The organism is Thiocapsa bogorovii, from assembly GCF_021228795.1.
Lineage (GTDB): Bacteria > Pseudomonadota > Gammaproteobacteria > Chromatiales > Chromatiaceae > Thiocapsa > Thiocapsa bogorovii.
The window spans coordinates 5,568,819-5,582,490 of sequence record NZ_CP089309.1 but is presented as its reverse complement, the minus strand read 5'-3'; the positions used below and the strand labels follow the sequence as shown (position 1 = coordinate 5,582,490).

The window sequence follows — 13,672 nt, the reverse complement described above, 5'->3', positions numbered from 1 at the left end:
GATCGCGTCGGATCGGGCCTGGGCTGCATATGACCTATCCGCCCCCGTTCGCATCGGCCGCGGCCGCATCCGGACCGCAAACCACATTCACGCTTCCCCATCCCCCCCAACCGTCTTCGACGGCAACCCCGCGTTTCCGCTCCGGGTATCGAGCGGCCGTCCCCGCCCCGCTGCCTGCGGAGCAGGCGGAACGCGCGGAAAAGCCCCGCCGGGTCGGCCTACCAGTAGTACTGGTCCTGCTGCCTTCTGTTCTGGTCGTAGTAGTACTGGTCCTGCCGCCTCCTGTTCTGGTCGTGGTAGTCCTGGTCCTGCTTTTTCTTGTTCTGGTCGTAGATGTAGCCGCCGAGGGCACCGGCTCCGGCGCCGATCAGGGCACCCTTGCCGACATTGCCGCTGAGTGAGCCGATGGCCGCGCCGGTGCCCGCCCCGACGAGTGCGCCGCTGCCGGTGCGCTCCCCGGTGGTGGTGCCGCAGCCCCCCGACAGGGCGACGGCGGCGATGACGAACAATGAGACCGTGGCGATTTTCATGACTGAAGCTCCTGCATTGACAGCAAATGGCCCCAAGCGTGAGGCTATGTATTCAGCATAGCGCTTGCCCCGCAGTTAGATAGGTCGCGGGGCGACTGCGGCAACAGTGGGGGCGCGGAGAACCTGGTCCGCATCCTGCCCGGCGAGGTTCCGGTCACGCTGGTCAATGATGTCAGTCTCACCATTGAGGGCGGCGAGTTCATCTGCATCGAGATGGGCAAGACGGTGGTCGCGGTGACCCACGACGCCTCCTTCGCCGCCGCCGCGGATCGGCTTATTGGCATCGTCGACGGCAGGATCGATGTCGACTGGCGGGCGGTTTAGTGTCGGTCGAGACGTCTTATCCGGGGTCGCAGTTGCAGGCAACGCAGGCTGGAAGGTCGAGGAGGGATATGCAGGCGAGTTCGCAAGGACTCACCGCTAGAGACGGGAATGGAAAACAGCGAACGGCCCCTGTCGGTGCGGTGACGGGCAGACGAGATGGGGGTTTCTGAGCATACTTTCCCACAAGATCATCACAGGAGATCGGTAATGCCATTCCGTCAATGTTTTTCTGGATTCGCACAAGCGATCTTGATTGGCGCTTTAGCCTCATCCGGGTGTAGCTCGGAGCGGTCGGGCGGGGAAGGGCAAAAGCAGTCCACCGGCGGCAAGACGCACAAAGAGGTCGGTACAGCATCTTGGTACGGACATGGCTTTCAAGGTCGCGAGACCGCCAATGGTGAAACCTTTGATCAACGTGCAATGACCGCCGCCCATCCAAGTTTGCCGATGGGTACCAAGGCCAAGGTAACGAACCTGGAGAACGGTAAGAAGGTCGAGGTCAGAATCAATGATCGCGGACCCTATGCAGACGATCGCGTGATCGACCTCTCGCGCAGAGCCGCTAAGAAACTTGGCATGAAAGAAGACGGCACCGCCGAGGTCAAGATAGAAACGAAGCCAGCTCACCCCGATCCGGCGGGCGCTCATCAATAGATAAGCCCCCCTTTTCCGTGATCGCCGGTTCGTTGACCCGACGATCACGCGTGGTCTCCGCGGCTGAGCGATGATGGCTCAGCGATTATTGTTTGACCATGTCACGGCAAGCGGCGACCCGGATCGAACCATCCTATGTTTATTCCGGCGGTTAGCCATTGGTTTTGAACGGGCACCGTACTCACCTCGCTGCCGCGGACAGTCTTCGCGTTCGGACCGTCGCGCGGGTCCTTTTCGATCGCTGATCGGTGTTTGCATCGACTCCGGATAGGGTGCTCCTATTTCAAGGGCACTTCGGGAAGCAGGCGCTCGAACTCCTTCCTGACCACTTCGTAGCATTCGCACACCCGCGCCTCCAGACCCGGTCGATCCAACACGCTGATATGACCCCGGCTGTAGTTAATCAATCCGGCCGTCTGCAACCGTCCGGCCGCCTCGGTCACGCCCTCTCGCCGCACGCCCAGCATGTTGGCGATTAGCTCCTGAGTCATGTACAGCTCGTTGGAGGGCAAGCGGTCGAGACTGAGGAGCAGCCAGCGGCAGAGCTGCTGGTCCACCGTATGGTGACGATTGCAGACGGCGGTCTGTCCCATCTGGGTCAGCAAGGCCATGGTGTAGCGCAGCAGCAGCGGGTGCAAAGTCCCGTGGTGGCGTCCCCCGAAGCTGGCGAATTCCTGTTTGAGCACCTGCCCCTTCAGGCGATAGGCGTGGCCCGCGCTCTGCACCACGGCGCGATTCGGCACGGTGCCGCCGCCCATGAAGAGGGCGATGCCGACGATGCCCTCGTTGCCGACCACGGCGATCTCGGCGGATGCGCCATCCTCCATGACGTACAGCAGGGAAACGATGGCGGTGGTAGGGAAATAGACATGGTTCAGTTCTATGCCAGGCTCGTACAGGGCCATGCCGAGCGGCAGCGAGACCAATTCCAGTTCTGGACTCAGGTAAGCGTACTCATCCTCGGGCAGGGCGGCGAGCAGATGGTTTTCTCGCGGGCTTGGGGGCGTTCGGTTGGGCATGCCGGGCATGCGCCACCTCCAGGAGAGACCGTCCGGTATCGGGCTGCGCGCATTTCAGCGTTGTCGACACCACGCTGTCAAGGCGTTTTCTGTCCGTTGGCGTACAGACAGACCACCGCGCGTCATGGCGTCAGCCCATGCGCTGCTCATACATCGCCTGCGCCGCCCCATAGCAGCCGCAGGCGGCGCCTTGCAGGCCCGCGCGGTCGAGCACGGTGATATCCCCGCGGCGGTAGTGAATCAGCTCGCGCGCCTGCAGCGCACTCGCTGCCTTGGTAACGCCCACGCGGCGCACCCCCAACTACAGGGCCAGGAGCTCATGGGTGACATGGAAGCGGTCGGGGGTCTTCGCGGAGTCGAGTTGCACGCGCGTTCTCCTCGTTGGTCGGTGATGGACGAAGAACAGACGGCACAAGGGCAAAAAGTCGTGAGCCGATCGGCCGTGATGGGTCAGCAATACGCTCGATGATCCGTGCGGTCGGTACGCTGGCAAACATAGCGCGCGGATTCGAGACCTTTGCTGTCCGGTGCGCACGGCCCCGTCGGGGAGGCGGCGAAATCCTCGAGCGAAAACGCATTGCTCTGTGTGCTGGCGAACAGACGCTCGCCATGGCGGGGACTATCGTGAATCTATCGAATGTTCACACCGCCTGACAGGAGAAGCGTCATGCCTCTGATTACATTAGTCATCACGTTGGTCGTCGTCGGCTTGATCCTCTGGTTGATCAATCGCTACATCCCGATGGATGGCACCATCAAGAAGATCTTGAATGTGGTCGTCGTGATTGTCGTGATTCTTTGGCTGTTGTCCGTCTTCGGGCTCATGCCGCCGTTGTCGCAGATTCGGATCGGCTAGCCGATCGTCGGGTGACGTTTCCACGCTTGGAGAGGGAACCAGATGAATGCCATGAATGCCGACACATTATCGAAAAGGCAGGTGCTCACCAAGCAAGCCGCGAAGGTCGCCACCTACTACCATCCCAGCACCTGGAAGGAGAAGGGCATCTGGTGGACCGCCGGGCTGTTTCTGATCACCTATCTGGTGGTCGTCGTGATCCTGGGCCTCTATTGGTCGCGCTCGCCGGGTCAGTTTGACGTGCGCGAACAGGCGCTGTCGATGGTCAATCAGGATGAGAGCAAGCTGGTGACCGGCACGGCGACCACGGCCACCGCCATCCGCATCGGCGAGACCCTGCTCGACAAGCCCGGCGGCTATCTGACCAATGACGTCAGCCCTCCGGGCGTGTTCCTGGACAACATTCCCAACTGGGAATTCGGGGCCTTGACCGGTTGGCGCGACTTGCTCAACGCCCTGCGCAACGACTTCAGCCGCGCCCAATCCCAGTCGGTCGAGAACAAGGACCTGGAGCTCGCGCAGCCCCAGTCCAACTACCAATCGGACTCCTGGCTCCTGCCCTCCACCGAATCGGAGTATCGCATCGGCATCGACGCCCTCTATCGTTACAGCCAGGGGCTCTCCGATACCGCGGCCGCCCATGCCCAGTTCTACGCCCGCGGAGACAATCTGACCACCTATCTCGAAGTGGTCGAAAAGCGCCTGGGCAGTCTCGCGCAACGGCTGTCCTATGCGGTCGGTCAGGCCCATCTCGATACGGCACTGGCCGGCGATCCCAACGCCAGCCAGTCGACGCCGCCCCCGGATCCAGACGCAGACCAAGACCCCCTGGATGAAGATCGACGACATCTTCTTCGAGGCGCGCGGTTACACCTGGGCACTGCTGCATGCCCTGCAGGCGATGGAGATCGACTTCGCCTCCGTGCTCGAGGACAAGAATGCCGTGGTCTCCCTGGAGCAGATCACGCGCGAACTGAAGAACACCCAGAACGTCATCTGGAGCCCGGTGATCCTCAACGGCACCGGATACGGGCCGATGGCGAATCATTCGCTGGTGAGTGCCTCCTATATCTCGCGGGTCAATGCCGCGATCACCGATCTGCGCAGTCTGTTGCAGAAGGGTTGAGTCGGGGCTTGCAACGGGGCGTCCGCTGGACGCCTCGCGCATGAGCCACTGCATCACCCAAGATCAATCAAGAGCGGGCATCGCCATGGCTAATCGACAGAGATTCACGGTGATCGCAAGGCGGTGCATCTCGATGGCTCCAGCCACTCGAAGATGGATTTCTACTGGAAACAATAGGGATCAGGCGTTCGCGGCGCATTTCAAATAGCCGTCGAGCAGGCCATGCGAAACTGGTTGATCTGACGAGAGGCCGCAGGTCTCGAATACCTCTCTGGGCATTGGGTCCGGAGAGTGCGTTACCTTGTAAGGGAGTCTGTAATCTTGAATGTGAGCAATCCGGCAATGCGTGAAGTCCTGCTCAAATTGAGGATGCGGCTCCTTGGTCGCCGCGTGAGCAATCAATCCGTCGGTGACGAGTCACCGTTGCGTTCGGAATTGTTCAGCGCGGTCCAGATGGAGCAGCACGGCAAGGATCTCGCCGCCTCGCATCGCCTGATGCCTGGACATCCGCCCGACCGGCTGTTGGTGCGTCTGACGGACAATGAGCAGGTCCTGGTCGGGGTTTGTCGGCTGCTCATGGTTGCGGTCACGGAGAATCGCCGGATTGCGCCGGCCGGTGAATGGCTGCTCGACAACTTCTATCTGATCGAGGAACAGATCCAGACCGCCAAGCGGCATCTGCCCAAGGGCTATAGCCGAGAGCTTCCGCGTCTTCGCAATGGTCCCTTGACGGGTCTGCCAAGGGCCTATGACCTCGCGCTGGAGATCATCGCCCACGGCGATGGCCGCGTGGATCCGGAGAATCTCAGTCGTTTCGTCGCGGCCTATCAGACCGTCACCGTCCTGCGGCTGGGCGAGTTGTGGGCCATCCCGATCATGCTGCGACTGGCGCTGATCGAGAACCTCCGCCGCGTTGCCGCCCGCATCGCTGCGAGCAGGATCGACCAGAACCTGGCCGACGGCTGGGCCGACGCGATGATGGCGATGGCCGAGAGCGACCCGAAGAACCTGATCCTGGTGATCGCCGACATGGCGCGCTCGAATCCGCCCCTGTCCGGGACCTTCGTGGCGGAGCTGGCGCGCCGCCTGCAAGGCCAGAGTTCCGCACTCGCCTTGCCGCTGACCTGGATCGAGCAGCAGCTCGCCGAGTCGGACCGGACGATCGAGCAGTTGGTGCAGGTCGAGAACCAGCAGCAGGCCGCCGACCAGGTCTCCATCAGCAACAGCATCGGCAGTCTGCGCGCCCTGGGGGCGACGGACTGGCGCGCGTTCGTCGAGACCATGAGCGTCGTCGAGCGGATCTTGCTGGAAGATCCGCATGGGCTCTACGGCCGCATGGAGTTCGCCGCGCGCGATCGGTATCGCCACGTCGTGGAGAAGGTCGCAAAGCACAGCCAGCTATCAGAGGCGGAGGTCGCGCGCGGAGCGGTCGAGCTCGCGCGGGAGGCCACCCTCGGTCAAGACGGTGGCGCGCGCGAGACGCATGTCGGATTCTATCTGATCGATCGCGGGTTAGCCCGGCTCGAACGCGAGACACAGGCACGTCTCGGTACCCTTGAGTCACTGCGACGGCGCGGTCGCCACTTTCCCTTGTCCCTGTATCTGGGCGCGATCACGCTGCTCACGGCCCTCTTCACGGCGGGCTTGCTGGAGCCGATGCGCTTTCAGGGACTGCCGGGTTGGTTGCTCGCCGTGCTCGGGCTGCTGGCGCTGCTGGGCACCAGTCAATTGGCGGTGGCCTTGGTGAACTGGGTGGCAACGCTGCTGGCGATCCCCGAGCCACTACCACGCATGGATTTTTCCGGCGGCATTCCAGCGGACATGCGCACCCTGGTCGTGACCCCGACCATGCTCACCAGCGCCGAGGGCATCGAGTCACTGGTCGAGGCGCTGGAGGTGCGCTTTCTGGCCAATCGCGACGACTCCCTGCATTTCGGCCTGCTGACCGATTTTCGCGATGCGCCCGGGGCAACGCTGCCGGCCGACGCGGCGCTGGTCGAGTTGGCCACGCAGCGGATCGCCGCGCTGAATGCAAAGTATCCGCGCGAGGGCGGCGACACCTTTTTCCTGTTCCACCGGCCGCGCCGCTGGAATCCGCGCGAGCGGATCTGGATGGGATACGAGCGCAAGCGCGGCAAGCTTGCCGATCTGAACGCCCTGCTGCGCGGTGATGCGGTGGATCGCTTCGCAGCGATCGTGGGCGATACGGCGATCCTGCGCGGCGTGCGCTACGTCATTACGCTCGACACCGATACCCAGCTGCCGCGTGACGCGGCGCGCCAGTTGGTCGGCGCCATGGCGCACCCGCTCAATCAGGCGGTCTACGACCGGGGCCGGCAGCGCGTGCGCGAGGGTTACGGCATCCTGCAACCCCGGGTGGCCGTGAGCTTGCCTGGCGCCAACCGTTCGCGCTATGCCCGCCTGCACGGCAGCGACGCCGGCATCGACCCTTATACCCAGGCTGTCTCCGACGTCTATCAGGATTGGTTCCAGGAAGGCTCCTTCATCGGCAAGGGCATCTATGATGTCGATGTCTTCGAGCTGGCCCTCAAGGGACGCTTCCCCGAGAACCGTATCCTCAGTCATGACCTGTTGGAGGGCTGCTACGCGCGCTCCGGGTTGCTCTCCGACGTGCAGTTGTACGAGGACTTTCCCGCCTGCTACGGCGCGGACGCGAGCCGCCGGTATCGCTGGATTCGCGGGGATTGGCAGATTGCGCAATGGTCGCTGCCACGGGTTCCCGGTGTCGATGAACGCTCCGGTCGTAATCCGCTCTCGGCCCTGTCGCGCTGGAAATTGGCCGACAATCTCCGGCGCAGTCTGGCGCCGGCTGCCCTGACCCTTGCGTTGGTCCTGGGTTGGGCATTCGTGGAATCGCCCGGCTTTTGGACCCTGGCCCTGCTCGGCATCGTGCTGATCCCGGCGCTGATGACTGCGCTGCTGAACCTGCTGCGCAAGCCGGGCGATGTCGTTTGGCGCACGCATTTCGCCGCGGCGCTCCACGCCGTGGTCCGCCAGGGCCTGCAGGCGGTCTTCACGCTCGTCTGTCTCCCCTATGAGGCGTTCTACAGTCTGGACGCGATGCTCCGGACCCTCTGGCGTCTGGGGATCTCCCACCACGGGTTACTCGAATGGATCTCCTCCGCTGATCTGGATCACCAGGGTGCGGGTGTCGAGTCCTTCTACCGCAGGATGTGGATCAGCCCCGCGCTGGCTGCCGTCACCGCCATGGGTCTGGCGCTCGTCAAACCCGCCGTGCTCTGGGTGGCTGGCCCCATTCTGTTGCTCTGGTTGGCCTCACCGGCGATCGCTTGGTGGCTGAGTCAACCGCTGATGCGCCGCGAGGCCCGCTTGACCCTCGATCAAGTCCAGTTTCTGGGTACGGTCGCGCGCAAGACCTGGGCCTTCTTCGAGACCTTCGTCGGCCCGGACGACCATTGGCTACCGCCGGATAACTACCAGGAGCATCCCGCGCCCGTGGTGGCACATCGCACCTCGCCGACCAACATGGGGCTCTCGTTGCTCGCCAACCTAGCGGCCTACGACTTCGGCTATCTATCGGTCGGTGGGCTCCTCGCGCGCACGAGCGGTGCCTTGCGCACGATGTCGGGCCTGGAGCGCTATCGCGGTCATTGCTTCAACTGGTACGACACCCATTCGCTGAAGCCACTGCCGCCGCTCTATATCTCCTCGGTGGACAGCGGCAACCTCGCGGGCCATCTCCTGACCTTGCAGCCGGGGCTGCTGGCGCTGATCGACGCGCCCCTCCTGAACGCACGCTGGCTGGACGGCGTCAACGACAGCTTCCGGGTTCTGATGGATGCGCTTGCGGCGGGTTCCGAGCATCGGCGCAAGGTGGTCCAGCCGGACGCGCTAACAGAATTTCAGCAGCGGTTGGAGTCGGCCACCCGGTCGCGGCCAAGCGGGCTGACGGCGACGCGCGCCTGTTTGGAGTCGCTCGCGACAACTGCCGAGGCGGCAGCACAGGCTCTGGCCGCACGCACCGAGGGCGCCGCGAACGCCTGGGCGCAGGCTTTGGCGCGGCAATGTCGGGGCATCCTGGATGATCTTCTGTTCCTCGTGCCCTGGCTTGTGGTGCCGGTTGCAGGTCAGGTTGACGCGATTCCGACGCTGCGGGAGTTGGCTCGGGCTGGGTTGGTCATGGAGGACAACAAGGACAACAAAGACAAGACAGACGACAAGGACGACGCGACCCGGGATGCTGGGCGGTGGCGCGCCCGCGAGCGGATCGCGGTGATCGAGCAACTGGCACAGCAAGCCGGTGAGCTGGCCCAAATGGACTTCGACTTCCTCTTCGACGAGGCGCGCAAACTGCTGGTGATCGGCTACAACGTCAGCGAGCGGCGTCAGGATGCGAGCTACTACGACCTGCTGGCCTCGGAGGCGCGCCTTGCCAGTTTCGTGGCGATCGCGCAGGGTCAAGTGTCCCAGGAGAGCTGGTTCGCCCTGGGGCGCCTGCTGACCACCGTGGCCGGGGAGCCGACGCTACTGTCCTGGAGCGGCTCGATGTTCGAGTATCTGATGCCGCTGCTGGTGATGCCGACCTACGAGAACACCCTGCTGGATCAGACCTATCGCACGGCGGTGACCCGCCAGATCGCCTATGGCAAAGAGCGCGGCGTGCCCTGGGGCGTGTCGGAGTCCGGCTACAACGGGGTCGATCTGCAGCTCAACTACCAGTACCGCGCCTTCGGCGTGCCTGGGCTGGGGCTCAAGCGTTTGCTGGCGGAGGAGCTGGTCGTCGCCCCCTATGCCAGTGCGCTCGCGCTGATGGTCGTGCCCGAGGCCGCCTGCCGGAATCTCCAGCTCCTCGCGACCAGCGGCCTTGCAGGTCGCTACGGCTTTTACGAGGCGATTGACTACACGCCATCCCGGTTGCCGCGTGGACAGGCCAGCGCCGTGGTGCGCTCTTTCATGGCGCATCACCAGGGCATGAGCCTCCTGTCACTCGCCTATCTGTTGCTCGACCGCCCGATGCAGCAGCGCTTTGCCTCGGCGCCGCTGTTTCAGGCGACCGCCCTGCTGCTGCAGGAGCGTATCCCCAAGACACCGTCCTTCTACTCGCACACCACCGGCGAGATCACCGATATCCGCACCTCGGGAACGGGTCAGGAGGCGCAGATGCGGGTGTTCGAGAGCCCCAATACGCCGCGCCCCGAGGTGCAGCTGCTGTCGAACGGCCGCTATCACGTGATGGTGACCAACGCGGGCGGCGGCTACAGTCGCTGGAAGGACCTGGCCGTGACCCGCTGGCGCGAAGACACGACCCGCGACCCCTGGGGTCAGTTCTGCTATCTGCGCGATCTGGCGAGCGGCGAGTTCTGGTCGACCGCCTATCAGCCGACACTCAAAACGCCGGACAGCTACGAGGCGATCTTCTCGGAAGGGCGCGCCGAGTTCCGCCGCCGCGACCACGAGATCGACTCGTACACCGAGATCGTCGTCTCGCCGGAGGAGGACATCGAGCTGCATCGGGTTCGCCTCACCAACCGCTCGCGCACCCGCCGCGTGATCGAGGTCACCAGTTACGCCGAGGTCGTGCTCGCCCCGCCCGCCGCGGACACCCTGCATCCAGCCTTCAGCAACCTCTTTGTGCAGACCGAGATCCTGCATCCGCAACCGGCCATCCTCTGCACCCGCCGACCACGCTCCAGCGGCGAGGCGGCACCCTGGATGTTTCACCAGATGGTGCTGCGCGGGGCGCCGTGCGACGCGATGTCCTATGAAACGGACCGGATGCGCTTCATCGGTCGCGATCGCAGCGTGATGGACCCGGCGGCACTCCGCGATGGCACGACACTCTCGGGCAGCGCGGGCTCGGTGCTGGATCCCATCGTCGCCATCCGCTGTTCGATGACCCTCGACCCGGATCAGTCCGCGACGCTCGATCTGGTCACGGGTATCGGCGACACCCGCGAGGTTGCGGTGGGATTGGTCGCGAAATACCAGGACCAGCGCCTGGCCGATCGCGTTTTCGACCTGGCCTGGACCCACAGCCAGGTGGTGCTGCGTCAGCTCAATGCGAGCCAGTCCGATGTCCAGCTCTACGCTCGTCTGGCCAGTTCGATCCTCTATACCAATGCCTCGCTGCGCGCCGAGCCGAGCCTGCTCGCCCAGAACCGCCGCGGGCAGTCCGGGCTGTGGAGCCATGCGGTGTCGGGCGACGTGCCGATCGTGCTGGTGAAGATCGGCGACCCGGCGAACATCGAGCTGGTCCATCAGCTGGTGCAGGCCCATGCTTATTGGCGCCTGAAAGGACTCACCGTGGACCTGGTGATCTGGAACGAGGATCGCGCCGGTTACCGGCAACAGCTCCATGATCAGATCCTGGGCCTGATCGCCGCGGGCGTCGAGGCGCATGTGATCGATCGGCCCGGCGGTATCTTCATTCGGCCGGCGGATCAGATCTCCGATGAGGACCGCATCCTCTTCCAAACCGTGGCGCGCGCCATCCTCAGCGACAGCCGCGGCTCCCTGGCCGAACAGCTCAGCCGGCGCGGGCCCCCGGAGCGGCGCGTGCCGCGCCTGCGCCCGACCCTCAGCCGCTTTGCCCAATGGAGCCGGAGCATTTCGCCCCCGCCGGTTGCCGACGCCGCGCAGGACGGCGCCAGGGCGCTGCATTTCGACAACGGCATGGGCGGCTTCACCGCGGATGGTCGCGAATACGTCATTACCACCGCCGCTGGAGAGGCGACACCTGCGCCTTGGGTGAATGTCCTGGCGAATGCCCACTTCGGGACGGTGGTGTCCGCGAGCGGCATGGCCTACACCTGGAGCGAGAACGCCCACGAGTTTCGCCTCACGCCCTGGCACAACGACCCGGTGAGCGACGCGAGCGGCGAGGCCTTCTACCTGCGCGACGAGGACAGTGGCCATGTCTGGTCGCCCACGCCGCTGCCGGTCGGCGGCGCGTCCGCCCCGAGCGGCGTCGCGGGGACGCCCTACGTCACCCGTCACGGGTTCGGCTACAGCGTCTTCGAGCATACCGAGGGCGGCATCCATTCCGAGCTTTGGGTCTACGTGGCCGTGGACGCACCGATCAAGTTCTCGGTGCTCAAGGTGCGCAATGCGTCGAATCAGTCGCGCCGGCTCTCTGCGACCGGGTATGTGGAGTGGGTGCTCGGCGATCTGCGCCCGAAGACCAATCTGCATGTCATTACCGAGATCGATCCGACCAGCGGCACGCTCCTCGCGCGCAATCCCTACAACACCGAGTTCGCCGACCACATAGCCTTCTTCGACGTCGACGATACGGCACGGACCCTGAGCGGCGATCGCGCGGAATTCCTCGGGCGCAACGGGACGATGCACAATCCGGCCGCGCTGAAGCGAGCGCGGCTGTCCGGCAAGGTCGGGGCCGGGCTGGATGCCTGTGCCGCCATCCAAACGGTCTTCGATCTAGCCGCCGGGGAAACCCATGAGATCGTTTTCCGACTGGGTGTGGCCGGCCGGCGCGGCGCCGATGACGCCAGCAGCCTGGTGCATCGCTGCCGGGGGACGGGCGCCGCCCGGGCCGCGCTGGAGGCGGTGCACAGCTATTGGACGCAGACGCTCGGCGCGGTGCAGGTGCAGACCCCCGACCCTTCGCTCGACCTGCTCGCCAACGGCTGGCTGCTCTACCAGACCCTGGCCTGCCGCGTCTGGGCGCGCAGCGGCGCCTACCAATCCGGCGGCGCCTTCGGGTTCCGCGACCAGTTGCAGGACACGATGGCGCTGATCCATGCCGAGCCGGCCCTGGTGCGCGAGCATCTGCTGCGCTGCGCCGGCCGCCAGTTCCGCGAGGGCGACGTGCAGCACTGGTGGCATCCGCCGTCCGGTCGCGGGGTCCGAACCCGCTGCTCGGACGATTATCTCTGGCTGCCGCTGGCGACCGGCCGTTACGTCCTCGCCACCGGCGACACCGGGGTGCTGAACGAAACGGCCCACTTCCTGGATGGCCGTCTGCTCAGTGGCGAAGACGACTCCTATTACGATCTGCCCGGCCAGTCCGACGAGACGGCGAGCCTCTACGACCATTGCGTGCGCGCCATCGTGCACGGCTTGCGGTTCGGCGAGCACGGTCTGCCGCTGATGGGCTCCGGCGACTGGAACGACGGCATGGACCGGGTTGGGTTCAAGGGCCGGGGTGAGAGCATCTGGCTCGGCTTCTTCCTCTACGATGTACTGATGCGCTTCGCCGAGGTGGCGGGCCTGCGCGGCGATGAGCCATTCGTCGAGCGCTGCCAGCGTGAGGCGGAGCGGTTGCGCCAGAGCCTCGAACAGCATGGCTGGGATGGCGACTGGTATCGGCGCGCCTACTTCGACGATGGGACACCGCTCGGCTCGGCGGGTTTGGCCGAATGCCAGATCGACTCCATCGCCCAAAGCTGGTCGGTGCTCTCCGGCGCCGGCACGCCTGCACGCACGCACCAGGCCATGAATTCGCTGGATGCGCGTCTGGTGCGCCGGGACGCCGGCCTGATCCAACTCCTGGACCCGCCCTTCGACCAGTCCACCCTCGACCCCGGCTACATCAAGGGTTACGTCCCCGGCGTGCGCGAGAATGGCGGCCAGTACACCCACGCCGCCATCTGGGCGGCGATGGCCTTCGCGCAATTGGGCGACCGGACGCGTGCCTGGGAGCTGTTCGACATCATCAACCCGATCAATCACGCCCGCTCGCCCACGGACCTCGCGACCTACAAGGTCGAGCCCTACGTGATCGCGGCCGACGTCTATGCCGTCTCGCCGCACGTAGGGCGCGGCGGCTGGACCTGGTACACCGGCTCGGCGGGCTGGATGTACCGACTGATCGTCGAATCCCTGCTGGGGCTGCGGCTGGAAGGAGAGACCTTGCGCATCGAGCCCTGTCTGCCCGTGGACTGGGACGGGTTCAAGCTGAGCTACCGCTATCGCGAGACGCGCTACCGGATCGGCGTGACGCAAGGGTCCGAAGGGGAGGGCGGACCACGGCTGACGGTGGATGGCATCGAGCAAGCCGGCTTGGCGATCCCCTTGATCGACGACGGCCGGCAACACGCGGTCGAGGTGAGATTGAGCGGTGGGCGGCGGGGATGATCGGTCCCGGCTATCTTCGTCACGACGCATCCTTGGTCGCGACCCGCGATTTCCGGTGCCCCTGGGCGTCAGGATCGCTGTCTTG

6 protein-coding genes and 1 pseudogene are annotated in these 13,672 nt (G+C 64.8%); 4 read left to right on the top strand and 3 right to left on the bottom strand.

Annotated elements, in window-relative coordinates:
* Positions 1-218 precede the first annotated feature (218 nt).
* A complete protein-coding gene (locus LT988_RS24800; protein ID WP_232408169.1) occupies positions 219-530 on the bottom strand; it encodes a YMGG-like glycine zipper-containing protein in 312 nt (103 codons plus the stop codon).
* Positions 531-1,061: 531 nt separating this feature from the next.
* Here LT988_RS24800 and LT988_RS25355 point away from each other — a divergent pair.
* Positions 1,062-1,508, top strand: a complete 447-nt coding sequence (locus LT988_RS25355) for a septal ring lytic transglycosylase RlpA family protein (RefSeq protein ID WP_269752083.1) — start codon at positions 1,062-1,064, stop codon at positions 1,506-1,508.
* A 278-nt stretch (positions 1,509-1,786) separates the two neighbouring features.
* Here the strand turns inward: LT988_RS25355 and LT988_RS24790 are convergent, their stop codons facing one another.
* The gene (locus LT988_RS24790) at positions 1,787-2,536 is read right to left on the bottom strand and encodes a Crp/Fnr family transcriptional regulator (RefSeq protein WP_232408168.1); all 750 of its coding nucleotides are present in this window, start codon (positions 2,534-2,536) and stop codon (positions 1,787-1,789) included.
* Positions 2,537-2,657: 121 nt separating this feature from the next.
* Positions 2,658-2,822 carry a hypothetical protein gene (locus LT988_RS24785; protein WP_332460589.1) on the bottom strand — a complete coding sequence of 55 codons (165 nt, stop codon included), beginning with the start codon at positions 2,820-2,822 and terminating at the stop codon, positions 2,658-2,660.
* A gap of 372 nt (positions 2,823-3,194) precedes the next feature.
* Here LT988_RS24785 and LT988_RS24780 point away from each other — a divergent pair, with 372 nt between their 5' ends.
* The 3 genes and pseudogenes from LT988_RS24780 to LT988_RS24770 all read left to right on the top strand — a co-directional run bounded on the left by LT988_RS24780 (position 3,195) and on the right by LT988_RS24770 (position 13,587).
* Positions 3,195-3,383: a Thivi_2564 family membrane protein gene (locus LT988_RS24780; RefSeq protein WP_232408161.1), complete on the top strand. Its 189-nt coding sequence runs from the start codon at positions 3,195-3,197 to the stop codon at positions 3,381-3,383.
* Between the two features lie 51 nt (positions 3,384-3,434).
* Positions 3,435-4,509 (top strand): annotated as a pseudogene (locus LT988_RS24775) (DUF2333 family protein).
* A gap of 342 nt (positions 4,510-4,851) precedes the next feature.
* Positions 4,852-13,587 carry a GH36-type glycosyl hydrolase domain-containing protein gene (locus tag LT988_RS24770; protein ID WP_408648092.1) on the top strand — a complete coding sequence of 2,912 codons (8,736 nt, stop codon included), beginning with the start codon at positions 4,852-4,854 and terminating at the stop codon, positions 13,585-13,587.
* Positions 13,588-13,672: the final 85 nt, after the last annotated feature.